22 protein-coding genes are annotated in these 23,131 nt (G+C 54.9%); 18 read left to right on the forward strand and 4 right to left on the reverse strand.

The window, feature by feature from the left end:
* The first annotated feature begins 289 nt into the window (after positions 1–289).
* The 3 genes from cysJ to LK04_RS03455 are packed head-to-tail and all read left to right on the forward strand — an operon-like array spanning position 290 to position 4,547.
* Positions 290–2,092, forward strand: coding sequence for an NADPH-dependent assimilatory sulfite reductase flavoprotein subunit (gene cysJ / locus LK04_RS03445; RefSeq protein ID WP_039330736.1), 1,803 nt, complete (start codon positions 290–292; stop codon positions 2,090–2,092).
* Positions 2,092–3,816, forward strand: a complete 1,725-nt coding sequence (cysI, locus tag LK04_RS03450; protein WP_039330739.1) for an assimilatory sulfite reductase (NADPH) hemoprotein subunit — start codon at positions 2,092–2,094, stop codon at positions 3,814–3,816. Before cysJ ends, cysI begins: the two co-directional genes overlap by 1 nt.
* The gene (locus tag LK04_RS03455; protein ID WP_039330741.1) at positions 3,813–4,547 is read left to right on the forward strand and encodes a phosphoadenylyl-sulfate reductase; all 735 of its coding nucleotides are present in this window, start codon (positions 3,813–3,815) and stop codon (positions 4,545–4,547) included. The genes cysI and LK04_RS03455 overlap by 4 nt, the downstream gene beginning before the upstream one ends.
* 70 nt (positions 4,548–4,617) lie before the next feature.
* Here the strand turns inward: LK04_RS03455 and LK04_RS03460 are convergent, their stop codons facing one another.
* Positions 4,618–4,902 carry a YciI family protein gene (locus tag LK04_RS03460; RefSeq protein WP_039330743.1) on the reverse strand — a complete coding sequence of 95 codons (285 nt, stop codon included), beginning with the start codon at positions 4,900–4,902 and terminating at the stop codon, positions 4,618–4,620.
* A gap of 9 nt (positions 4,903–4,911) precedes the next feature.
* Positions 4,912–5,931 carry an aminopeptidase gene (locus LK04_RS03465; RefSeq protein WP_039330745.1) on the reverse strand — a complete coding sequence of 340 codons (1,020 nt, stop codon included), beginning with the start codon at positions 5,929–5,931 and terminating at the stop codon, positions 4,912–4,914.
* A gap of 248 nt (positions 5,932–6,179) precedes the next feature.
* Here LK04_RS03465 and cysG point away from each other — a divergent pair, with 248 nt between their 5' ends.
* The 13 genes from cysG to rpoS all read left to right on the forward strand — a co-directional run bounded on the left by cysG (position 6,180) and on the right by rpoS (position 17,579).
* Complete coding sequence (gene cysG / locus LK04_RS03470) at positions 6,180–7,595, forward strand: siroheme synthase CysG (protein ID WP_039330747.1); 1,416 nt, start codon at positions 6,180–6,182, stop codon at positions 7,593–7,595.
* A 9-nt stretch (positions 7,596–7,604) separates the two neighbouring features.
* Positions 7,605–8,513, forward strand: a complete 909-nt coding sequence (cysD, locus tag LK04_RS03475; RefSeq protein WP_034823008.1) for a sulfate adenylyltransferase subunit CysD — start codon at positions 7,605–7,607, stop codon at positions 8,511–8,513.
* A gap of 10 nt (positions 8,514–8,523) precedes the next feature.
* The gene (gene cysN / locus LK04_RS03480) at positions 8,524–9,951 is read left to right on the forward strand and encodes a sulfate adenylyltransferase subunit CysN (RefSeq protein WP_039330749.1); all 1,428 of its coding nucleotides are present in this window, start codon (positions 8,524–8,526) and stop codon (positions 9,949–9,951) included.
* A complete protein-coding gene (cysC, locus tag LK04_RS03485) occupies positions 9,951–10,556 on the forward strand; it encodes an adenylyl-sulfate kinase (RefSeq protein WP_039330751.1) in 606 nt (201 codons plus the stop codon). The genes cysN and cysC overlap by 1 nt, the downstream gene beginning before the upstream one ends.
* 56 nt (positions 10,557–10,612) lie before the next feature.
* Positions 10,613–10,933, forward strand: a complete 321-nt coding sequence (locus LK04_RS03490; protein WP_039330753.1) for a DUF3561 family protein — start codon at positions 10,613–10,615, stop codon at positions 10,931–10,933.
* Between the two features lie 159 nt (positions 10,934–11,092).
* Entirely contained in the window at positions 11,093–11,410 is a 318-nt protein-coding gene (ftsB, locus tag LK04_RS03495) for a cell division protein FtsB (protein ID WP_039330755.1), read from the forward strand.
* Positions 11,411–11,413: 3 nt separating this feature from the next.
* Positions 11,414–12,130, forward strand: a complete 717-nt coding sequence (gene ispD / locus LK04_RS03500; protein WP_039330757.1) for a 2-C-methyl-D-erythritol 4-phosphate cytidylyltransferase — start codon at positions 11,414–11,416, stop codon at positions 12,128–12,130.
* Positions 12,130–12,606 (forward strand): 2-C-methyl-D-erythritol 2,4-cyclodiphosphate synthase, encoded by a 477-nt coding sequence (gene ispF / locus LK04_RS03505; RefSeq protein WP_039330832.1) that lies wholly within the window; start codon positions 12,130–12,132, stop codon positions 12,604–12,606. The genes ispD and ispF overlap by 1 nt, the downstream gene beginning before the upstream one ends.
* 2 nt (positions 12,607–12,608) lie before the next feature.
* Entirely contained in the window at positions 12,609–13,652 is a 1,044-nt protein-coding gene (gene truD / locus LK04_RS03510; RefSeq protein WP_039330759.1) for a tRNA pseudouridine(13) synthase TruD, read from the forward strand.
* A 217-nt stretch (positions 13,653–13,869) separates the two neighbouring features.
* Positions 13,870–14,631, forward strand: a complete 762-nt coding sequence (gene surE, locus LK04_RS03515) for a 5'/3'-nucleotidase SurE (RefSeq protein ID WP_039330834.1) — start codon at positions 13,870–13,872, stop codon at positions 14,629–14,631.
* Positions 14,625–15,251 (forward strand): protein-L-isoaspartate(D-aspartate) O-methyltransferase, encoded by a 627-nt coding sequence (locus tag LK04_RS03520; RefSeq protein ID WP_039330762.1) that lies wholly within the window; start codon positions 14,625–14,627, stop codon positions 15,249–15,251. Before surE ends, LK04_RS03520 begins: the two co-directional genes overlap by 7 nt.
* A 166-nt stretch (positions 15,252–15,417) precedes the next feature.
* The gene (gene nlpD / locus LK04_RS03525) at positions 15,418–16,536 is read left to right on the forward strand and encodes a murein hydrolase activator NlpD (RefSeq protein ID WP_039330764.1); all 1,119 of its coding nucleotides are present in this window, start codon (positions 15,418–15,420) and stop codon (positions 16,534–16,536) included.
* 50 nt (positions 16,537–16,586) lie between these two features.
* On the forward strand, positions 16,587–17,579 hold the full coding sequence (rpoS, locus tag LK04_RS03530) for an RNA polymerase sigma factor RpoS (protein ID WP_039330767.1): 993 nt from the start codon (positions 16,587–16,589) through the stop codon (positions 17,577–17,579).
* A gap of 114 nt (positions 17,580–17,693) precedes the next feature.
* On the opposite strand, the gene mutS is transcribed toward rpoS, so the two are convergent.
* Positions 17,694–20,255, reverse strand: a complete 2,562-nt coding sequence (mutS, locus tag LK04_RS03535; protein ID WP_418903641.1) for a DNA mismatch repair protein MutS — start codon at positions 20,253–20,255, stop codon at positions 17,694–17,696.
* A 348-nt stretch (positions 20,256–20,603) separates the two neighbouring features.
* Here mutS and mltB point away from each other — a divergent pair, with 348 nt between their 5' ends.
* Together mltB and LK04_RS03550 are read left to right on the forward strand one after the other, a co-directional pair.
* Positions 20,604–21,686: a lytic murein transglycosylase B gene (gene mltB / locus LK04_RS03545; RefSeq protein ID WP_039330773.1), complete on the forward strand. Its 1,083-nt coding sequence runs from the start codon at positions 20,604–20,606 to the stop codon at positions 21,684–21,686.
* Between the two features lie 86 nt (positions 21,687–21,772).
* Positions 21,773–22,108 (forward strand): zinc ribbon domain-containing protein YjdM, encoded by a 336-nt coding sequence (locus LK04_RS03550; protein WP_039330775.1) that lies wholly within the window; start codon positions 21,773–21,775, stop codon positions 22,106–22,108.
* Between the two features lie 34 nt (positions 22,109–22,142).
* Here LK04_RS03550 and LK04_RS03555 read toward each other — a convergent pair whose 3' ends face one another.
* Positions 22,143–23,030: a dihydrodipicolinate synthase family protein gene (locus tag LK04_RS03555; RefSeq protein ID WP_039330777.1), complete on the reverse strand. Its 888-nt coding sequence runs from the start codon at positions 23,028–23,030 to the stop codon at positions 22,143–22,145.
* Between the last annotated feature and the right edge of the window lie 101 nt (positions 23,031–23,131).

The following is a 23,131-nucleotide window of genomic DNA, read 5'->3' on the forward strand; positions in this document are numbered from 1 at the left end:
CTCAGACTTAAAAACCGCCGAATTCTACCTGAATCACAGATTTTTCGCACCCGCTACGAGCGAAAAGGGCATTTTGCGGCATCTTTCTCACTATGCCTAATCTAATGCATTGAATAAAAACGGGTTTATTTACCACTTTTGCCGATTAACTTTACCCGAAAAACCACTTAGTCATTTTGGTTATTTAATATGTCGAAGGCTTATTTAATCGTTAATATACAGCCCGGTAACCTACCCACTCTTCCGCCACCGATTGGTCCGGACTTCATACACTGGAATGTTTAACGCGATGACGACTCAGGCACCAGGTTCAATGCTCCCGCTTAATCCCGAGCAACTCGCGCGCTTACAGGCGGCGACCACGGATTTCAACACCACCCAGATGGCCTGGCTCTCCGGCTATTTTTGGGGCATGGTCAACCAGACACCCGGTGCCGCCGCTGCGCCAGCACCGGTTCAGGCTGAGACGCCGACCATTACGCTGATCTCCGCTTCGCAGACCGGTAACGCACGTCGCCTGGCTGAGCAACTGCGCGACGACCTGCTGGCCGCCAAGCTGAACGTCAATCTGGTCAATGCTGGCGACTACAAATTCAAACAGATCGGCCAGGAAAAATTGCTGGTGGTGGTGACCTCGACGCAAGGTGAGGGTGAGCCGCCAGAAGAAGCTGTTGCGCTGCATAAATTCCTGCTGTCGAAGAAAGCGCCGAAATGTGAAGGTACCGCTTTTGCCGTATTCGGCCTCGGCGATACCTCCTACGAATTCTTTAGTAAAGCCGGTAAAGACTTTGATGAGCGTCTGGCCGAGCTGGGCGCAGAACGCCTGCTGGCTCGCGTTGATGCCGACGTGGAATACAAAGAGCAGGCCGCTGCCTGGCGTCAGCAAATCACTGAGATTCTGAAAGCGCGTGTACCCAGTGCGCCCTCTGCCGTAGCGGCAGTGGCCTCGACAGGTGCCGTCAACGAAATCCACAGTAGCCCATACAGCAAAGAAGCGCCGCTCACGGCCAGCTTCGCCGCAAACCAAAAAATCACCGGCCGCGATTCAGATAAAGATGTACGTCATATTGAAATCGACCTTGGTGATTCCGGCCTGCGCTATCAGCCGGGTGATGCGTTGGGTGTGTGGTTTGAAAACGACGCCGAGCTGGTGCAGGAGTTGCTGCAACTGGTTTGGTTGAAAGGTGACGAACCGATTGAAGTGAACGGCGAAACCCTGCCGCTGGCGGAAGCACTGCAAAAGCATTATGAACTGACGGTGAATACTCCGCAGATCGTCGAGCAGTATGCCGCGTTGTCACGTAACGATGCGCTGCTGGCGCTGGCCGGTGATAAACCAAAGCTGCAGAGCTATGCGCAGAGTTTCCCAATTGTCGATATGGTGCGTCAGGCACCGACGGAATTGAATGCGGAACAACTGACCGGGCTGCTGCGTCCGCTCACGCCGCGCCTCTACTCTATCGCCTCGTCACAAGCGGAAACCGACACCGAAGTGCATATCACGGTGGGGGCGGTGCGCTACGAAATTGATGGTCGTCAGCGTGGTGGCGGTGCTTCAACCTGGCTGGCGGATCGCATCGAAGAAGACGGTGAGATTCGCGTGTTCATTGAACACAACGACAACTTCCGTCTGCCAGCGAATCCGGAAACGCCGGTGATCATGGTCGGCCCAGGCACGGGCATCGCACCGTTCCGCTCCTTTATGCAGCAGCGTGATAACGACGGCGCGAGCGGTAAAAATTGGCTGTTCTTTGGTAACCCGCACTTCACCGATGATTTCCTCTATCAGGTGGAGTGGCAGAAATACGTTAAAGATGGCTTGCTGACTAACATTGATTTAGCGTGGTCACGCGACCAGGCTGAGAAAATATACGTACAAGATAAAATCCGCGCGAAAGGGGCGGAAGTGTGGCGCTGGATTGAAGAGGGCGCGCACCTTTACGTCTGTGGTGACGCTAATCGCATGGCGAAAGACGTCGAGCAGGCATTACTGGATGTGGTGGTCGAACACGGCGGCATGGATCGTGAAACGGCTGACGAATTTTTGAGTGAGCTGCGCATTGAGCGCCGTTATCAGCGAGACGTTTACTAATGAGCGAAAAACATCCTGGACCGCTGGTCGTTGAAGGCAAGCTAACTGACGCTGAGCGTCTGAAAAAACAGAGCAACTACCTGCGTGGCACCATCCTCGAAGACCTTGATGATGGCCTGACCGGCGGCTTTACCGGCGATAACTTCCTGCTGATCCGTTTCCACGGTATGTACCAGCAGGATGACCGCGATATCCGCGCCGAACGTGCCGCACAGAAGCTGGAACCGCGTCATGCCATGATGCTGCGTTGCCGTTTGCCGGGTGGCATCATCACGCCAACCCAGTGGCTGGCGATTGATAAGTTCGCCACCGATAAAACCATTTATGGCAGCATCCGTCTGACTAACCGCCAGACCTTCCAGTTTCACGGCATTCTGAAAAAGAACGTGAAGCCGACGCATCAGATGCTGCATGAAGTCGGTCTTGACGCGCTGGCCACCGCCAACGACGTTAACCGTAACGTGTTGTGTACCTCAAACCCGGTGGAGTCTGAGCTGCATCAGGAAGCCTATGAGTGGGCGAAAAAACTCTCTGAGCATCTGCTGCCGCAAACCCGTGCTTACGCCGAGATTTGGTGGGACAAAGAAAAAGTCGCGACAACGGATAAAGAGCCGATTTTAGGTGAAACCTATCTGCCGCGTAAATTCAAAACCACGGTGGTGGTGCCGCCGCATAACGATGTTGATCTGCACGCCAACGATTTGAATTTCATCGCCATTGCGGAGAAAGGCAAACTGATTGGCTTTAACCTGTTAGTCGGTGGCGGATTGTCAATCGATCACGGTAACAAAGCGACTTATGCGCGTACCGCCAGCGAGTTTGGTTTCCTGCCGGTAGAGAAGATCCTCGATGTGGCCGCAGCCGTTGTGACGACGCAGCGTGACTGGGGCAACCGCACCGATCGTAAGAACGCGAAGACCAAGTACACGCTGGAGCGGGTGGGTGTTGAGACCTTTAAAGCGGAAGTGGAAAAACGTGCCGGTCTGACGTTTGAACCGATTCGCCCCTATGCTTTCACCACGCGCGGCGACCGTGTTGGCTGGGTGAAAGGCATCGACAAAAAATGGCATCTGACGCTGTTTATCGAAAACGGTCGTTTACTGGATTATCCCGGTCGTCCGCTTAAGCGCGGCATTGCCGAGATTGCCAAAATTCACCAGGGCGATTTCCGCCTCACCGCCAACCAGAACCTGATTGTGGCGGGCGTGCCGGAGAAGCAAAAAGCGCAGATCGAAGCCATCGCTCGTGAACACGGTTTGATGGAAGCGGTGACGCCGCAGCGCGAAAACTCCATGGCCTGCGTGGCATTCCCGACTTGCCCACTGGCGATGGCGGAAGCCGAGCGCTTCCTGCCGTCCTTCGTCACTAAAGTCGAAGAGATCATGCATAAGCATGGTGTCGGCGAAGAGCACATCGTGCTACGCGTTACCGGTTGCCCGAACGGTTGCGGCCGTGCTTTGCTGGCAGAGTTAGGTCTGGTGGGGAAAGCGCCGGGCCGTTACAACTTACACATTGGCGGCAACCGCATGGGCACGCGCATTCCGCGTATGTACCGCGAGAACATCAACGAAGGCGAAATTCTGGCCAGCATCGACGAACTGGTGGCGCGCTGGGCAACTGAGCGCCACGCTGATGAAGGCTTCGGTGACTTCGTGATTCGCGTTGGCATTATCAAAGCCGTGGTTGATCCCGCCCGTGATTTTTGGGACTCGGAGGCAGTATGACGGTATTGGATCTCGCAGCACTGAATAGCGGCAGTAAAGTTGATCGCATCATGGCGTTGGCGGAAAGCAACGTGCAGCTGGAGAAGCTCTCCGCTGAGCAGCGCGTCAGCTGGGCGCTGGAAAATCTGCCCGGTGCGTTTGTGCTCTCTTCCAGCTTTGGTATTCAGGCGGCGGTTTTGCTGCACATGGTGACGCAGCAGAAGCCGGATACACCGGTGATCCTGACCGATACCGGCTATCTGTTCCCGGAAACCTATCGCTTTATTGATGAACTGACCGAAAAGCTCAACCTCAATCTGCAAATCTTCCGCGCGGAGACCTCTCCCGCGTGGCAGGAAGCGCGCTACGGCAAACTGTGGGAGCAGGGTGTTGAAGGGATTGAGCAGTACAACCAGATCAACAAAGTCGAACCGATGAACCGCGCACTGGAAACGCTGGGTGCGCAAACGTGGTTTGCCGGCCTGCGCCGCGATCAGTCTGGCAGCCGTGCCAGTTTGCCGGTGCTGGCAGTGCAGCGTGGCGTGTTCAAGATTCTGCCGATCATTGACTGGGATAATCGCCAGGTGCATCAGTATCTGACGCAGCACGGCCTGAAATACCACCCGCTGTGGGATGAAGGCTATTTGTCGGTCGGCGATACGCACACCACGAAGAAGTGGGAACCGGGTATGGCTGAGGAAGAGACGCGCTTCTTCGGCCTGAAGCGCGAGTGCGGGTTGCACGAGGGTTGATTGATGTGGTCGGCATTAATGCCGACCTTTCAGACTCGTCATAGGGAGCGCATTGATGCGCTCCTTTTTATTAAATCCCTTTCAACCCAGCAAACGCTTCCGCAGCACGCGTCACATTCACTTTTGTCACGTCATAATGCGCGACTGCCACAAACGGATCTTCCGCCAGAATGCTGTCTAAGCGGGCGCGATCCATATCCTTCACCAACACCATGCCGCCGGTGCGCGGATCCTTACGGCCTGCCGCAATAAAATCGCCGCTGTCAAAATAACGATCCAGCCATTCAATATGCGGTGCCAGCAGCGCATCGGCTTCTTCTGCCGGACGGAAATAGTTCAGATACACCACGTACATAGCAAATCCTTAAGTTGTTGGGTTAGCCAGCTCGGTGACCAGCGGTAGTAAGATCTTCACGCTATCACGCGTGCGTTGCGTAATCCGGCCCGGTAGCCAGCGATCCAGATAATTGAGGTTATCGCGGTCGGTTTGATGGCGTACGTTGCCCTCCGGGAAGTGGCTACTGTGCGCGCGTTGCTGCTGTCCGTCTTTGTTACCCAGCGCCCAGTTGGCGGCAGTGACATCCAGCAGCGGCATGCCGGCTTTATCAAAGGGATTCACGCCAGGATAGTCGCGTGCTGTCAGCGTGTGGCTGGCGGCGGAAATACCGTAGCGATGCGCGAGCTGCACGGCGCGTGCGCTGGTCTGCTTGCGTACCGCTGATGGCGTATTGGCACCACTGTTAAAATAGAGGTGATCGCCGACGATCAGGCTGTTGAGATCAATCACCAGCAGCGTGTTCTTTTTCTCCTGCGCACTCATGCGCGACAGGTAGTCATCCATGCCGTGCAGCCCGGCTTCTCCGGCGCTCAAGGCAACAAAGCGCACGCCGTAGTGCAGTGGGGTTTTACTCAGCTGCTGTGCCAGTTCCAGCATCACGCCCAAGCCTGAGGCATTGTCATCGACACCTTGCAGACGCAGACCGCCAAGATTGTTATCCGCTTCGTGGCGGCTGAGCGGCGTCCAGGTATCCAGATGAGTGACGATCAGGATTTCCTGCGGCACGCTTCCCGCCCGAGCGGCAATCACCGAGGTGGCGGAGACTTTGCGCGGACGCGTCTCACCTTTGCGCTCTAACCAGTTGTAGCTAGTGTTGAACTGGCGGGTATTGCTCTTGTAGCCCAGCTCGGTGAACTGCTGTTGCAGATAATCGGCGGTCATGAGTTCGGCAGGGCTGCCGCTCATGCGGCCGGGGAAATAGGTGGCAATGTGGCGCAGTTGCTGTTCAGCAAAATGCCCAGGCGTGTAAGTGGCAGCTTGGGCAAAGAAAGGCAAACCGCCCGCGATCAGTGCAGCCAGCACGGTGCGGCGGAGAGTGGCAAACATAGTAATGGTCCTTTTCTGACATCCCGTCATGCTAAAAAAATTCTGAGTTAGTATGAAACTGTGACCGCGTTTGCACAATTTGAATTGCTCCGAAACACCAGCAATATCATTTGTTAAGCACAAATTGTTATCAGCAATCCTGGGCCGTTATTCCATTCAGTAACTACTAATGCTAATTCGTAATTTCATCTGCCAGAAGGTGGGAAAGTATAGTCGCGTTAACTTATTGTAAAACTAGCAAGGTTAACGTGGATTATCTGCCTCTCTTTGCCGATCTCAAAAACCGCCCAGTGCTCGTTGTCGGCGGTGGCGAAATCGCTGCGCGTAAAATCGAACTGCTGCGTCGCGCCGGTGCGCGCGTGCGGGTAGCAGCACGCGATCTCGGCCATGAGTTGCAGGCGCTGCTGGATATTAACGCGATTGAGTGGATCGCCTCCAGCTTCGAACCAACACAACTCGACGGCGTATTTTTGGTGATCGCTGCGACCGATGACAATGCGCTTAACGCGCAGGTGTTTGATGCGGCGAATGCGCGTCACAAGCTGGTTAACGTGGTAGACGATCAGCCGAAGTGCAGCTTTATCTTCCCCTCCATTGTCGACCGCTCTCCCTTAGTGGTGGCGATCTCCTCCAGCGGAACAGCCCCGGTTTTGGCTCGCCTGTTGCGTGAAAAAATTGAGGCGCTGTTGCCCGCCAATCTCGGTCAGATGGCTGAAGTGGCAGGGCAGTGGCGCGACAAAGTGAAACAGCGCTATCGCAGCATGTCTGAACGTCGCCGCTTCTGGGAGCGGGCATTCAATGGCCTTTTCGCCAGCCAGATGTCTGCTGGCAACGTCAATGAAGCGCGCCGTACTCTGGATCGTGAGCTGGAAAACAACACCGATAACCAGGGCGAAATCACGCTGGTGGGTGCAGGGCCAGGTGACAGCGGTTTGCTGACCCTGCGCGGTTTGCAAGTGATGCAACTGGCGGATGTGGTGCTGTATGACCATCTGGTGAGTGACGAGGTGCTGGAGTTGGTACGCCGCGATGCCGATCGCATCTGCGTGGGAAAACGTGCCGGGGCGCACTCCGTTTCACAGGAAGAGACCAATGCCATGTTGGTCGAACTGGCACAGCAGGGCAAACGCGTGGTGCGTCTGAAAGGTGGCGATCCCTTTATCTTTGGCCGTGGTGGTGAAGAGTTGCAGGCGGCTAAAGCGGCAGGCATTCCTTTCCAGGTGGTGCCGGGCATTACCGCCGCCGCAGGCGCGACTGCCTATGCGGGTATCCCACTGACTCACCGCGACCACGCGCAGAGCGTGCTGTTTGTTACCGGCCATCTGCGCAGTGACAGCGCAGGCATTGACTGGCCTTCACTGGCGCGTGCGCGTCAGACGCTGGCGATTTATATGGGCACGATGAAAGCAGCGGAAATTGCGGCGGGCCTTATCGAACATGGACGCGCAGCCACCACGCCAGTGGCGGTGATCGGTTGCGGCACGCGTCAGGATCAGCAAGTGCTGACCGGAACATTAGATCAACTTGAGGCGCTGGCTGTTGCCGCGCCCACGCCAGCACTGATCGTGATTGGCGAAGTGGTGAATTTACACGGGCAACTCGCCTGGTTCCAACATTCGGCACAGCAGGGGGCTCGCGAGTCCGCCGTTGTCAATTTGGCTTGAGGAAAAATTATGGACCAAAATCGACTGACTCATCTGCGCCAACTGGAGGCAGAGAGTATCCATATCATCCGCGAGGTAGCGGCCGAGTTCAGTAATCCGGTGATGATGTACTCCATCGGTAAAGACTCTTCGGTGATGCTGCATCTGGCGCGTAAGGCCTTCTATCCGGGCACGCTGCCATTTCCGCTGCTGCATGTTGATACCGGCTGGAAATTCCGTGAAATGTACGAGTTCCGCGATCGCACGGTGAAAAACATGGGTGCAGAACTGCTGGTTCACCGCAACCCGGAAGGTGTGGCGATGGGCATCAACCCGTTTGTGCACGGCAGCGCCAAGCACACCGATATCATGAAAACCGAAGGTCTGAAGCAGGCGCTGAACAAATACGGTTTTGATGCCGCTTTCGGCGGTGCGCGCCGTGATGAAGAGAAATCACGTGCCAAAGAGCGTATCTACTCGTTCCGCGATCGTTTCCATCGCTGGGACCCTAAAAACCAGCGTCCTGAGCTGTGGCACAACTACAACGGCCAGATTAACAAAGGCGAAAGCATCCGCGTGTTCCCGCTCTCCAACTGGACTGAGCTGGATATCTGGCAGTACATCTTCCTCGAAAACATCGAAATTGTGCCGCTCTACCTTGCTGCACCGCGTCCGGTGCTGGAGCGCGACGGCATGTTAATGATGATTGATGACGATCGTATCGATCTGCAGCCAGGTGAAGTGATCAAGCAGCGCATGGTGCGTTTCCGTACCCTCGGCTGCTGGCCGCTGACCGGTGCGGTGGAGTCTGAAGCACAGACGCTGCCGGAAATTATTGAAGAGATGCTGGTCTCCACCACCAGTGAACGCCAGGGACGTGTGATTGACCGTGACCAGGCCGGTTCGATGGAAATGAAGAAACGTCAGGGTTATTTCTAAGGAGACGCAGATGAATACCGTAATTGCACAACAGATTGCCGATCAGGGCGGCGTAGAAGCCTGGCTGACCGCGCAACAACATAAAAGCCTGCTGCGTTTCCTGACCTGCGGTAGCGTGGACGACGGCAAAAGTACCTTGATTGGCCGTCTGCTGCACGATACGCGCCAGATTTATGAAGATCAGCTGTCATCACTGCATAACGACAGCAAACGTCACGGTACGCAAGGTGAGAAGCTGGATCTCGCGCTGCTGGTGGATGGCTTACAAGCCGAGCGCGAGCAGGGCATCACCATCGATGTGGCCTACCGCTACTTCTCCACCGAGAAGCGTAAGTTCATTATCGCTGACACGCCGGGACATGAGCAGTACACCCGTAACATGGCGACCGGTGCTTCGACCTGTGATTTAGCGATTCTGTTGATTGATGCGCGTAAAGGCGTGCTGGATCAAACCCGTCGTCACAGCTTTATCTCCACGCTGCTGGGGATCAAACACCTGGTGGTGGCCATCAATAAGATGGATTTGGTGGATTACAGTCAGGAGACCTACGAGCAGATTAAGCAGTCCTATCTTGATTTCGCGGAACAGCTGCCCGCCGATCTGGATATTCGCTTTGTGCCGATGTCTGCGCTGGAAGGGGATAACGTTGCGACGCCAAGCGTCACTATGCCTTGGTACAGCGGCCCAACGTTGCTTGATGTGCTGGAAACCGTTGAGCTAAACCGCGTGGTGGATCATCAACCGATGCGTTTCCCGGTGCAGTATGTAAACCGTCCGAACCTCGATTTCCGTGGCTATGCCGGGACGTTGGCCTCGGGCACGGTGCAGGTGGGCCAGCGCGTCAAAGTGCTGCCATCTGGCGTGGAATCCACCGTCTCACGCATCGTTACTTTTGATGGCGATCTGCAGGAAGCGGCGGCTGGTGAAGCGATTACGCTGGTGCTGAAGGATGAAATCGACATTAGCCGTGGCGATCTGCTGGTCGATGCCGCTGCCGACCTGCAAGCGGTGCAATCCGCTACCGTGGATGTGGTGTGGATGGCGGAACAGCCTCTGCAGCCGGGCCAAAGCTATGAAGTGAAGATCGCGGGCAAGAAAGCGCGTGGACGTATCGAGAAAATCATTCACCAGGTTGAGATCAACACGCTGGAGAAACGTGCAGTGGAAAGCCTGCCGTTGAACGGTATTGGTCTGGTGGAAATCACCTTTGATGAGCCGATGGTGCTGGATGCCTATCAGCAGAACCCGGTTACCGGTGGCATGATCTTCATCGATCGTCTGAGTAACGTGACCGTGGGGGCGGGGATGATCAACCAACCGCAGACCGAAGCGCGCGCCCAGGCTGGTCAATTCAGTGATTTTGAGCTGGAGTTGAATGCGTTGGTACGTCGTCACTTCCCGCACTGGAACGCTCGCGACCTGCTGGGTGGCAAGTAATGGCGCAACACGACGAAAACGTGGTGTGGCATGACCATCCTGTCACGCGGGAAGAGCGTGAACAGCAGCACGGCCATCAAGGCGTGGTGCTGTGGTTCACCGGGCTTTCGGGCTCGGGAAAATCCACGGTGGCGGGTGCGCTGGAGCAGGCGCTGCACCGCGTAGGTGTCAGTACTTATTTGCTGGATGGGGATAACGTGCGCCACGGTCTGTGCCGTGACCTTGGTTTCAGCGATGACGACCGCAAAGAGAACATCCGGCGTGTAGGTGAAGTAGCGAAACTAATGGTGGATGCCGGGTTAGTGGTGTTAACCGCCTTTATTTCGCCCCATCGCGCTGAACGCCAGATGGTGCGAGAACTGCTCGGCGCAGGGCAGTTTGTTGAAGTGTTTGTTGATACCCCGTTGGCGGTGTGCGAAGCGCGCGATCCCAAAGGTTTATACAAAAAGGCCCGCGCCGGTGAATTACGCAATTTCACCGGCATTGACAGCATTTATGAGGCACCAGACGCGCCAGAAATCCATCTTGATGGGGAACAATTGGTTACAAAACTGACCGCCCAATTGTTAGACCTCCTGCGTCACCGCGATATCATCAGATCCTGAACCGACAGCGGCAAATCTCTTGGGGTTTGCCGCGTTTTAGCGTCAACAGGATCTCTATGCAGAACGTTACCCCCATGCTGACACGCAAAGATGAACGCACCCCGGATGAGCCGATCTCATCGTTGCCGGGTGGCGTGATTGGCTTTCTCTCGTACTGGTGCGCACTGGCGATTCCGTTCATGCTCTACGGCTCCAACACGTTATTCTTCTTCCTGTATACGTGGCCGTTCTTCCTCGCGTTGTTGCCTGTTTCTGTTCTGATCGGCATCGTACTCAGCCTGATGATTCGGGGCCGTCTCATCGTGAGCGGGGTGATCACCGCCATCGTCGTCGTGTGCCTTTTCTGGCTGTTGTTCTCATTTCTCTCTGGTTGGTAACGCTCACCTGATGTGTAAACGCATCGGCAGGTTACAAAACTTTACCTGCCGTCCCGTTATTATTTGTACAGGCAACGGTCAATGCGCGGCATTTTCGCTACGACTGTGGAGTCCTGTGCGAAGTTATGGGATGATTGGGCCGTTTTTCAGGGGGCGGGGATGGGAAAACTGACGCTACTGTTGCTCGTGCTGCTGGGATGGCTTCAATATTCTCTGTGGCTGGGTAAGAACGGTATTCATGATTATACGCGCGTCAATGAAGACGTCGCGTCACAACAGGCGAATAACGCCAAACTCAAAGCGCGTAACGATCAGCTGTTTGCCGAAATTGACGATCTCAATGGCGGTTCTGAAGCGATCGAGGAACGTGCACGCAATGAACTGGGCATGATTAAGCCCGGCGAGACTTTCTATCGCCTGGTGGCAGACCAGAACAAACGTAACGCGCAACAAGCTGCGCAAAATCAACAACGATAAACCATGAACAACCTCTCTTCCCTTGGGGATGTGATTGCCGTGGTGCCTGCCGCGGGCGTCGGCAGCCGCATGCAGGCTGCTTGCCCCAAACAGTATCTGACCATCGGTCAATTTACCCTTCTTGAACACAGCGTTGCGCGCTTACTGGCGCACCCAGCGGTGAAGCAAGTGATTGTGCCCATCAGCCCCGACGACGGCTGGTTCGATTCACTGCCTCTGGCGCAGGATCCACGCGTATTGCGCGTGACCGGCGGCGACACACGCGCCGAATCGGTACTGGCCGGATTACAGGCGATTAAACACCACGAGTGGGTGCTGGTGCATGATGCGGCGCGTCCGTGCCTGCATCCTGATGACCTGGCGCGGCTGCTGGCGATTCGTGAGCACAGTAAAGTGGGGGGGATCCTCGCGGCACCGGTGCGAGACACCATGAAGCGCGCTGAGCCGGGCAAAACAGCCATTGCCCATACCGTTGAGCGCGAAGATTTATGGCACGCGCTGACGCCGCAATTTTTCCCGCATCCACTCCTGACCGCATGCCTGACGCGCGCCCTCGATGAAGGCGCTACCATTACTGATGAAGCCTCGGCGCTGGAATACTGCGGCTATCATCCAGAGTTGGTGAGCGGACGCAGTGACAATATCAAGGTGACGCGGCCAGAAGATCTGGCGCTGGCGGCCTTCTATCTAACCCAGATTGATTTAAAGGAGCGCGCATGATGCGTATCGGTCACGGTTTTGACGTTCACGCTTTTGGCGGCGAAGGTCCGTTGGTGATTGGCGGGGTGCGAATTCCCTTCGAGCACGGTTTTATTGCCCATTCAGATGGTGATGTGGCGCTGCACGCGCTGACCGATGCCCTGCTGGGCGCGGTGGCGATGGGCGATATCGGCAAGCTCTTCCCGGATACCGATCCGGCATTCAAAGGTGCCGATAGCCGTGGCCTGCTGCGCGAAGCCTGGCGTCGTATCCAGCTGAAAGGCTATCGCATCGGCAACGTGGACGTCACCATCATCGCTCAGGCCCCGAAAATGTTGCCACATGTGCCGCAGATGCGCGTCAACATCGCCGAAGATCTGGGTTGCCATATGGATGACGTCAACGTCAAAGCGACCACCACCGAGAAGCTTGGCTTTACCGGTCGCGGTGAAGGCATTGCCTGCGAAGCTGTGGCCCTGCTGGTGAAGGCTGATTAAGGATGAGTGAGCTGCTTTACCTGCATGGCGTACCGAGCGCAACTGGCGTCATCAAAGCCAATCCCGAAGATTTTGTGGTGATTGAGGATCTCGGCTATCCCTATGATGGCGAAGGTGAGCAGGTGTTGGTGCGCATCCGTAAAATCGGCTGCAACACTCGCTTTGTGGCGGAAGCCATCGCCAAATTTCTGGGTGTGCATCAGCGCGACATGAGCTATGCCGGCATGAAAGATCGTCATGCGGTGACGGAGCAGACGCTGTGTTTCCGGGTGCCGGGCAATGGCATGCCAAATCTGGCAGGCTTCCAGTTGGAAGGTGTCGAGATCCTGCAGGTGATCCGCCACAAGCGCAAACTGCGTACGGGCGCGCTGGCGGGAAATGCATTCCGTTTGGTGGTCAGGCAGGTCTCTGACCGCGCCGAGGTGGAAGGGCGGCTGCAACGTATCCAGCAAGGCGGTGTGCCTAATTATTTTGGCGAACAGCGCTTTGGACGCGGCGGTAATAACCTGACGCAGGCCAGGCTGTGGGGGGAAGAAAAATTCCGTCCACGCGATCGCAGCATGAAAGGTATTTTGTTATCTGCGGCGCGCAGCCACTTGTTCAATCAGGTGACCAGTGCACGTTTGCAACGTGATGGCGCGCTGGATCGCGTGCAAGTGGGTGACGCACTGCAACTGGCCGGGCGTGGCAGCTGGTTTGTGGCGCAGGCAGAAGAGCTGCCTGACTTACAGCAACGCGTAGATAATTATGGGTTGCGTATTACCGCACCGTTGCCGGGTCGCGGTGATTTAGGACCTCAGGGCGAGGCGCTGGCTTTTGAACAACAAGAGCTGGCTGCGGCCACGGATCTGCTGACATTGCTCGATCGCGAAAAAGTGGATGCTGCACGCCGCGCGATGCTGGTGGTGCCGAAAGATCTGAGCTGGAACTGGTGGGATGATGTGACGCTGGAAATGCAGTTCTGGTTGCCTGCCGGGAGTTTTGCCACCAGCGTGGTGCGTGAACTGCTGAGCAATGGTGCCGCTGCGCCTATCAGTGACGAATAAGCTTTTCATCTGTTCAATAGCCCGGCTTCAACGCCGGGTTTTTTCACGCTCCAGCTGCGCATTGTTGCGGCAAACGCCGTAAGTTCCGTGATTTACGTCTACCACTTCCCGCGCCTCACCGCTAGAATGCAAACATCCTTGCCTCTCATTTAGGGCGTCAGAACGATGACGATCTGGAGAGTCAGGGACCCGTTGAATGAACAAAGGTCAGGAACCGATGCGGATATTGCTCAGCAACGACGATGGTATTCATGCTCCCGGCATTCAGACGCTGGCTCGCGCTCTGCGTGAGTTTGCGGAAGTGCAGGTTGTCGCGCCCGATCGCAATCGTAGCGGCGCATCAAATTCCCTGACGCTGGAAACACCATTGCGCACCTTCACCCATGAAAACGGGGATATCGCGGTGCAGATGGGTACACCGACTGACTGCGTGTTTCTCGGGGTCAACAAACTGATGCAACCGCGCCCGGATATTGTGGTTTCGGGGATCAATGCCGGCCCCAATCTGGGTGATGACGTGATCTATTCCGGTACCGTAGCGGCGGCGATGGAAGGCCGTCATCTCGGATTGCCCGCGCTGGCTGTCTCACTGAATGGACATCAGCATTATGCTACCGCTGCCGCCGTGACCTGTACGCTGTTGCGTGCCTTGTCGCACACGCCGCTGCGTACTGGGCGTATCCTGAATATCAATGTGCCTGACGTGCCGTTAGCCGACATTAAAGGTTTTCGCGTCACGCGCTGCGGCAGTCGCCATCCTGCCGATCAGGTGATCTGTACTGAAGACCCGCGCGGCCACACGCTTTACTGGATTGGCCCACCAGGGGAAAAGCTTGATGCAGGCCCCGATACCGATTTCGCGGCGGTGGATGCGGGTTATGTCTCACTGACTGCACTGCATGTGGATTTGACGGCACACGCGGCGCAAGAGGTATTAAGTGACTGGCTGATCCAGGCTGAGGACACTCTGGCATGGTGAACCGGCGCATCGAAACGCTGTTAGAGCAACTGCGTGCACAAGGGATTCTCGATGAGCATTTGCTGAAAGCCATCGCAGATGTCCCGCGTGAACGCTTTATCGATGAGGCGTTTGAACACAAAGCCTGGGAAAACGTTGCGCTACCGATTGGTAACGGACAGACAATTTCACAGCCCTACATGGTCGCGCGCATGACGGCCTTGTTGGAACTGAACCCGGAATCGCGCGTGTTGGAAATTGGCACCGGTTCTGGCTATCAAACTGCCATTCTGGCACATCTGGTTAATCACGTTTATTCTGTGGAACGGATCAAAGGGTTGCAGTGGCAGGCCAAGCGTCGCCTCAAACAACTCGACCTGCATAATATCTCCACGCGACACGGCGACGGCTGGCAAGGCTGGGCGGCACGTGGGCCCTTTGACGCCATTATCGTCACGGCGGCTCCCCCTGAAATTCCGACTGCGCTGATAGCGCAATTAGGAGAGGGTGGCAGAATGGTGCTGCCAGTGGGCGAAGATCAGCAGGTGTTAAAGCGTTTACGTCGTCAGGGTGATGAATTTGTTGAAGAAATCATCGAGCCCGTCCGCTTTGTGCCGTTAGTTCAAGGCGATCTGGCCTGAGCCGTCGCTACGTAATTCTTCACAACTGTTACATGGCACGGCGCAGTTGATATTGTTACTATCCTTGTTAATCAATGCGAAAGACCGTTTTCAACCTACTCAGTAGTGAAAAATGTGGTCGTCGCGGTCATACAGTTTTATCCAGGATTGCCATAACGGGGGATCAATGAGCACGGGAAGCACAGTATTTCAATTACGCCGTTTGGCGGCACTTTCACTGGTCGGTTTTTGGTTGGCGGGCTGTAGCTCTGGCGACAATACCCAGGCACCGATTAGCCAGGTTGGCGGCGGTGGTGCGGACAGCGGTATGTCTTCTGCGCCGAGTGGTGGCATGCTCTCATCCCAGAACAGCACGGTGCCTGCCATGCCACACGGAGGAATGTTAAGCGGTGGTACACCATCGGCTGCGCCCTCAGGTGGAATGGTTAGTGGCAATAATAATGTTGTCACGCAAAATGGTCGCATCGTGTACAACCGAAATTATGGGAATATTCCTAAAGGCAGTTACGGTGGTGAGACTTACACCGTTAAACGCGGTGATACCCTCTTCTACATTGCCTGGATTACCGGCAATGACTTCCGCGACCTCGCACAACGCAATAACGTCCCGGCCCCGTATGGCCTGGAAGCTGGGCAAGTTCTACAGGTTGGCAACGGTAATGGCCAGACTATCACCGGTGGTAACGCGATAACCGCAGCGGACGCCACGCAAGGCGGAGTGCCGGTTGCATCCAACCAGACGCAAATTAAATCTGCCCCTGTTGCACAGCAACCTGTTATTACGTATTCTGATGATTCGGGTTCGACAGGCGGTAAAATGCTGCCGTCGAAAGGGGCAAATAATGTGGCAACGACCACAGCTCCGGTTACCGCACCGCCCACAGTCAGCAGCACGACTAACAGCACAACACCAGTGGGAAGCTGGCGTTGGCCGACTGATGGGAAGATCATCGATAACTTCTCCGCTGCGGAAGGCGGAAACAAAGGGATCGATATCGCCGGTTCGCGTGGACAACCTGTCGTCGCCACTGCATCAGGACGAGTGGTATACGCAGGCAACGCGCTCCGTGGGTACGGTAATTTAATCATCATCAAACACAATGATGATTACCTGAGCGCCTACGCCCACAACGACTCTATGCTGGTCCGGGAACAACAGGAAGTTAAGGCGGGGCAAAAAATAGCTACCATGGGTAGCACCGGAACCAGTTCGGTAAGATTACATTTTGAAATTCGTTACAAGGGGAAATCCGTAAACCCGTTGCGTTATTTACCGCAGCGATAATCCGGCAGAACCTTGGTGTTCTGCCCTTGGATCACGGGTAGGAGCCGCTTATGAACCAGAATACGCTGAAAGTTAACGAGTTACATGAAGATGCGGAATTCGAGGAGAACGGAGCTGAGGTTTTTGATGAGAAGGCTCTCGTTGAGAACGAACCTGGTGATAGCGAAGTAGCTGAAGAAGAGCTGTTGTCACAGGGTGCGACGCAACGCGTTTTGGATGCGACGCAGCTTTACCTCGGTGAGATTGGTTACTCTCCTTTGTTAACGGCGGAAGAAGAAGTGTTCTTCGCTCGTCGTGCATTGCGAGGTGACATTCCTTCTCGCCGCCGCATGATAGAAAGTAATTTACGCCTGGTGGTGAAGATTGCCCGTCGTTATAGCAATCGTGGTCTGGCGCTGCTGGATCTGATTGAAGAGGGTAATCTCGGCCTCATCCGTGCCGTGGAGAAGTTTGACCCAGAACGTGGGTTCCGTTTCTCGACATACGCCACCTGGTGGATTCGTCAGACTATTGAACGGGCGATCATGAATCAAACCCGTACCATCCGTCTGCCGATCCACATCGTTAAAGAGTTAAATGTTTACCTGCGTACCGCGCGTGAACTTTCGCACAAGCTTGATCATGAGCCGAGTGCAGAAGAGATTGCTGAGCAGTTAGACAAGCCGGTTGATGACGTAAGCCGTATGCTGCGTCTCAATGAGCGTATTACCTCGGTTGACACACCGCTGGGTGGAGATTCCGAAAAAGCGCTGCTGGATATCCTGGCCGATGAGAAAGACAACGGTCCAGAAGACACCACGCAGGACGATGATATGAAACAAAGCATCGTTAAGTGGTTGTTTGAATTGAATGCTAAGCAGCGTGAAGTGCTGGCACGTCGTTTCGGCCTGTTAGGCTATGAAGCGGCGACGCTGGAAGATGTAGGCCGTGAAATCGGGTTGACCCGTGAGCGTGTCCGTCAGATTCAGGTTGAAGGTCTGCGTCGTCTGCGTGAAATCTTGCAGACTCAGGGCCTCAACATTGAAGCACTGTTTCGTGAATAAGCCGTAACCGGTAATAAAAACGGTGACCCTTGGGTCACCGTTTTTTTATGCGCGTTAGTTGGCAGGCGATTAGGCGGGTTAGCGGCGTCATAGCCTGCCGAAACCCGCTATCCACTAGACCAGGGTCTTGAGACGGTAGATCCACTCCAATGCCTGTTTCGGTGTCAGGCTATCGGGATCCAACGCTTCGAGTGCATCCACAGCAGGTGATGTCTCGGCGACCAACAACTGCATCTGCGACCCTTCCACCGTAGAAGCTGCCGAGTGACCGGACAACGCTTCCAGCTCTTTCAGTTTATTGCGCGCACGTTTAATCACGTCTTTTGGCACACCGGCCAATGCAGCAACGGCCAAACCGTAACTTTTACTGGCTGCGCCATCTTGCACGCTGTGCATAAAGGCAATGGTATCGCCGTGCTCCACCGCATCCAGATGGACGTTGACCACGCCTTCCATTTTCTCCGGTAACGTGGTGAGTTCGAAATAATGTGTGGCAAACAGCGTCATCGCTTTGATGCGATTCGCCAGGCTTTCTGCACAGGCCCACGCCAGCGAGAGGCCATCATAAGTAGAGGTGCCGCGCCCAATTTCGTCCATCAACACCAGACTGTTTTCAGTGGCGTTATGCAAGATATTGGCGGTTTCTGTCATCTCTACCATAAAGGTGGAACGCCCAGAAGCCAGGTCATCGGCAGCACCGACGCGGGTGAAGATGCGGTCAATTGGGCCAATCACGGTTTCTTCAGCAGGCACATAGCTGCCAATCCACGCCATTAGGGCGATCAAGGCAGTTTGACGCATGTAGGTACTTTTACCGCCCATATTCGGGCCGGTAATGATCAACATGCGACGCTGGGCCGATAACGATAATGGGTTGGCGATGAACGGCTCTTTGAGCACCTGTTCTACCACCGGATGACGTCCAGCGGTAATACGAATGCCAGCTTTTTCCTGCAACACCGGGCGGCAGTAATTGAGTGTCCATGCGCGTTCTGCCAGGTTCGCCAACACATCCAACTCTGCCAACGCTGCAGCGCTGAGTTGCAGTGCTTCCAGATGCGGCATTAAGCGATCCAGTAATTCCTCATAAAGCCCTTTTTCCAGCGCCAGCGCTTTTCCTTTTGAAGTGAGGACTTTGTCTTCATACTCTTTCAGTTCAGGAATGATGTAACGCTCGGCATTTTTCAATGTCTGGCGGCGCACATAGTGAATCGGTACCTGGTGACTTTGACCGCGGCTGACCTGGATGTAATAGCCATGAATAGCATTGAAGCCGACTTTCAGCGTATCCAGCCCCAGTTTTTCACGTTCCCGAATCTCAAGACGATCAAGATAATCAGTGGCACCATCCGCCAGCGCACGCCACTCATCCAGCTCGGCATTGTAACCGGGCGCGATTACGCCACCGTCACGCACCAGCACTGGCGGTGATTCAATTACAGCCTGTTCGAGCAATTCGCGAAGCTCAGCAAAATCCCCCATCTGATTACGCAGCATCGCGAGTTGCGTCGATTCAACGCCCTCAAGCAGCTGGTTGAGTTCGGGAAGTTGCTGGAATGCATGGCGCATGCGGGCCAAATCACGTGGACGGGCGGTACGAAGTGCCAGACGCGCCAGAATACGCTCCAGGTCACCCACCTGACGCAACACCGGCTGCAGTTCCTGGCTCAGTGATTGCAGTTCTGCGATCGACTCCTGACGGCGGCTAATCGTGGTGACATCCCGTAGCGGCATATGCAGCCAGCGCTTCAGCATACGGCTGCCCATGGGGGTAACGGTTTTATCTAACACTGCCGCCAGCGTATTTTCGATGCCGCCTGCCAGGTTCTGGGTAATCTCGAGATTACGACGTGTGGCGGCATCCATGATCACGCTATCCTGCTGGCGTTCCATACTGGCCGAGCGGATGTGTGGCAAAGCCGTGCGCTGGGTGTCTTTTACATACTGCAGCAAACAGCCCGCTGCGCGCAGCGCCAGATGCGCCTGCTCAACACCAAAACCGCTGAGATCGCGTGTACCAAATTGCAGATTCAACTGCTGACGAGCGGTATCAATCTCATATTCCCACAGAGGGCGACGGCGCAGGCCACGACGTTGATCAATCAGCATCATGGTCTGGAAATCTTCTGGGTAGAGCAATTCGGCCGGGTTGGTACGCTGCAGTTCAGCGGCCATGGTCTCCTGATCTGCGGGTTCACTCAGGCGAAAACGCCCTGAACTGATATCCAGCGTGGCATAGCCAAAGCCGCGTGGGCTCTGGAAGATGGCTGCCAACAGATTGTCCTGGCGCTCCTGCAACAACGCTTCATCACTGATGGTGCCTGGCGTGACAATACGTACCACTTTACGCTCAACCGGGCCTTTGCTCAGTGCCGGATCGCCAATCTGCTCACAGATCGCCACGGACTCACCGAGTTGAACCAGCTTTGCCAGATAACCTTCGACAGCATGGTAGGGTACGCCGGCCATGGGGATAGGTTCACCCGCTGATGCACCGCGTTTAGTGAGTGAGATCTCCAGTAGCTGCGATGCGCGTTTGGCATCGTCATAGAACAGCTCGTAGAAATCGCCCATCCGATAGAACAGCAGGATCTCGGGATGGTCGGCCTTCAGGCGCAGATATTGCTGCATCATGGGCGTGTGGCCAGTAAAGTCCATTTGCGCTGCTCCTTTCATCTCGTTTTCACTCAAAATTAACTCTTTTGATGTTGGCAGCTGAGTCATGTCAGCCAGGGTAACGCGTTGTCCGGTGGGCGGACAACCAAAGCGCAGATACTAGCATTTTTGCCCGGTCGCCTTCATCAGCAAGCAACGGTTTCTGGCTGCCGACCTTAACAAATTGCGCTAAGGGATAAAAAGCAAAATCGGGAGATAAAGCGAAAGTGCAGAGCGGTTTCGCAAATTTATGTTGCAACCCACTGAAATGGGCGGAAAGCAGCGTAAATTTAAGATATTGCTCTGTATCCCGCATGGCTGAACGATTACCATGTGGGCTTCCGGTTTCATCTGGCTTATGGATATCTAATGCGTTTTAAGGTTGCTTTTCTTCCGCTTATTGCCTTGCTTGCTGCCTGTAGTAGTAAGCCTGCACCCCAGCAGCAATCCGCCGTTGTGCCTGCACCAAAAGGTGGTTTTTTACTGGAACCTTCACACGCCGTTCAGCCGATGTTTGGCGATTTTGCTGGCAATCCGGCGGCTGAGCAGTTTATTGATCAAATGGTGGCAAAACACGGTTTCAACCGTGACCAGTTGCATGCCGTGATTGGCCAGGCGAAGCGTCTCGACTATGTGCTGCGCCTGATGGACCAACAGGCACCGAGCTATACGCCACCGACCGGGCCAAACGGCGCCTGGATCCGTTATCGCAACAAATTCATCACGCCGGATAATGTGCAGAATGGAGTGGCGTTCTGGAATCAATATCAGGACGCATTACAGCGTGCCAAGCAGGTTTATGGTGTGCCACCTGAAATCATTGTGGGGATCATTGGGGTCGAAACGCGTTGGGGCCGGGTGATGGGTAAAACGCGTTTGCTGGATGCGCTGGCCACCTTATCCTTTAGCTATCCTCGCCGCGCGGCCTATTTCAGTAGCGAGCTGGAAACCTTCCTGCTGATGGCGCGCACGGAGCAGGATGATCCGCTGGATCTGCGTGGCTCATTTGCCGGTGCAATGGGGTATGGCCAGTTTATGCCATCTTCTTATAAACAGTATGCGGTCGACTTCAATGGTGATGGTCACATTAATCTGTGGGACCCGGTAGATGCCATCGGCAGCGTTGCGAACTACTTTAAAGAGCACGGCTGGCGTGCCGGTCAGAATGTTGCTGTTCCGGCCAGTGGCCAGGCACCTGCGTTGGAAAATGGCTTCAAAACCCTTTATCCGGTGAACACATTGATGGCAAGCGGCCTGATACCGCAGGGATCGTTGGATGGCAATAATCAGGCTAGTCTGCTGCGCCTCGATCTCGGTACCAGCTATCAATACTGGTTCGGTCTGCCAAACTTCTATGTCATTACGCGTTACAACCACAGTACGCACTATGCAATGGCCGTGTGGCAACTGGGCGAAGCGGTAGCAAAAGCGCGGCAGGGCAATATGTTTTAATGCTGTCCTTGTAAAGTGTAAGGGTATAAGATGGCGCCCCTTTTGCGGTGCCATCTTCACTGCATGCTTATTTCCAAGGAACAATTATGACGACTTTACCTGTCTGCCCAGCGTGTCAGGCTGATTATACCTGGCAAGATGGTGACAACCTGAATTGCCCATCCTGTGGCCATATCTGGTCCATGTCCTCTGATGCTGCTGCGGAAGGCTTAGTGGTACGCGATGCCAATGGCAATCTACTGGCTGATGGCGACAGTGTGACCGTGGTGAAAGATCTCAAAGTGAAAGGCAGTTCTTCACCGCTGAAGATTGGCACCAAAGTCAAAAGCATTCGCCTCGTCGAGGGCGACCACAACATCGATTGCAAGATTGATGGTTTTGGTCCAATGAAGCTCAAATCAGAATTCGTGAAAAAGAATTAATGGCAGGACGGCAGATGGCCGTCCTGTTCAGCACTCACATCAGTAAACGATCGATAGCTTCACATTGCTCAGCCGTCAGTTCACCGCCAAAATTGCGTGAGTGACTGCTCATTGAATCAAACTTGCGGGCGACTGCGGTTTTGATGGTGGTCACGAAGTCATCGCCAATGGTGTAAATCGCCATCAGTTCTCCGATACGTTGCTGGATCTGCGTCAGTTTATTTAACTCCCCCGCGCGCCAGGCTTGCATCGCCTCAGCAAATAACTCCGGCACGATATTGTTCAGCCCGGAGATCACACCTGCGCCGCCTGCCAGAAGATTAGGCAGCAAATATTCGTCATAACCCGACAGTACGGTGAAATCACTGCGCACCTTTTTAGTTTCTTCAATTAATGCCCGGTTATGAGACAAGCAATCCATTGTGTCTTTAATACCGATAAACTGCGGCAGCTCTGAGGCTAACTCTGCCACTAACGCCGGTGTCAGATCACAGCCGGTTCGGGCTGGAAAATTATAGGCAAACCACTTGCCACCCAACTGTTTATCCAGCGATTTAAAGTAACTCAGCAGCTGCTTTGGCGTCTGGCCATAATAGTAGGGCGGCAATACCATCACGGCATCATAGCCGTTTTGCCAGGCTGCCTCGGCCAGTTGTAACATATCGGGAATGCAGGTACTGGAGACATTCGCCACCATGCTCAGTGGAGACAGCGAGCGAGCCTCGCGAATCAGCTGGAGCCTTTCCTGTTGGGTCAGTGAAGCAAATTCACCGATGCTGCCCATCAGCAGCAGGGTGTCAATTCCCGATGTGCTCAGACGCGCGAAGTGGCGGCCTAACGCATCAATATCCAGTTTATTGTGTTGATCAAAAGGGGTCACTGACGGACACCAGACGCCCGCGAGTTCAGGTTGTGCAGCCATAGCGCTCTCCTTTAATTAAAAATGAAACATTGTTTTAACTTAGGGGGCCTGAACTATTTGTACCAGTGCTAAAACGTAAAAAGGTGAGACATCGCACTTTT

It is taken from the genome of Pantoea vagans, assembly GCF_001506165.1.
GTDB lineage: Bacteria > Pseudomonadota > Gammaproteobacteria > Enterobacterales > Enterobacteriaceae > Pantoea > Pantoea vagans_C.

Coding starts and splice junctions, on each gene's coding strand:
- cysN (WP_039330749.1), top strand. CDS start 8,524: ATGAATACCGTAATTGCACAACAGATTGCCGATCAGGGCGGCGTAGAA.
- surE (WP_039330834.1), top strand. CDS start 13,870: ATGCGGATATTGCTCAGCAACGACGATGGTATTCATGCTCCCGGCATT.
- LK04_RS03490 (WP_039330753.1), top strand. CDS start 10,613: ATGCAGAACGTTACCCCCATGCTGACACGCAAAGATGAACGCACCCCG.
- cysD (WP_034823008.1), top strand. CDS start 7,605: ATGGACCAAAATCGACTGACTCATCTGCGCCAACTGGAGGCAGAGAGT.
- mutS (WP_418903641.1), bottom strand. CDS start 20,255: ATGAAAGGAGCAGCGCAAATGGACTTTACTGGCCACACGCCCATGATG.
- mltB (WP_039330773.1), top strand. CDS start 20,604: ATGCGTTTTAAGGTTGCTTTTCTTCCGCTTATTGCCTTGCTTGCTGCC.
- cysI (WP_039330739.1), top strand. CDS start 2,092: ATGAGCGAAAAACATCCTGGACCGCTGGTCGTTGAAGGCAAGCTAACT.
- LK04_RS03465 (WP_039330745.1), bottom strand. CDS start 5,931: ATGTTTGCCACTCTCCGCCGCACCGTGCTGGCTGCACTGATCGCGGGC.
- cysJ (WP_039330736.1), top strand. CDS start 290: ATGACGACTCAGGCACCAGGTTCAATGCTCCCGCTTAATCCCGAGCAA.
- LK04_RS03460 (WP_039330743.1), bottom strand. CDS start 4,902: ATGTACGTGGTGTATCTGAACTATTTCCGTCCGGCAGAAGAAGCCGAT.
- LK04_RS03555 (WP_039330777.1), bottom strand. CDS start 23,030: ATGGCTGCACAACCTGAACTCGCGGGCGTCTGGTGTCCGTCAGTGACC.
- ispF (WP_039330832.1), top strand. CDS start 12,130: ATGCGTATCGGTCACGGTTTTGACGTTCACGCTTTTGGCGGCGAAGGT.
- LK04_RS03550 (WP_039330775.1), top strand. CDS start 21,773: ATGACGACTTTACCTGTCTGCCCAGCGTGTCAGGCTGATTATACCTGG.
- nlpD (WP_039330764.1), top strand. CDS start 15,418: ATGAGCACGGGAAGCACAGTATTTCAATTACGCCGTTTGGCGGCACTT.
- rpoS (WP_039330767.1), top strand. CDS start 16,587: ATGAACCAGAATACGCTGAAAGTTAACGAGTTACATGAAGATGCGGAA.
- ispD (WP_039330757.1), top strand. CDS start 11,414: ATGAACAACCTCTCTTCCCTTGGGGATGTGATTGCCGTGGTGCCTGCC.
- truD (WP_039330759.1), top strand. CDS start 12,609: ATGAGTGAGCTGCTTTACCTGCATGGCGTACCGAGCGCAACTGGCGTC.
- cysC (WP_039330751.1), top strand. CDS start 9,951: ATGGCGCAACACGACGAAAACGTGGTGTGGCATGACCATCCTGTCACG.
- LK04_RS03520 (WP_039330762.1), top strand. CDS start 14,625: ATGGTGAACCGGCGCATCGAAACGCTGTTAGAGCAACTGCGTGCACAA.
- ftsB (WP_039330755.1), top strand. CDS start 11,093: ATGGGAAAACTGACGCTACTGTTGCTCGTGCTGCTGGGATGGCTTCAA.
- LK04_RS03455 (WP_039330741.1), top strand. CDS start 3,813: ATGACGGTATTGGATCTCGCAGCACTGAATAGCGGCAGTAAAGTTGAT.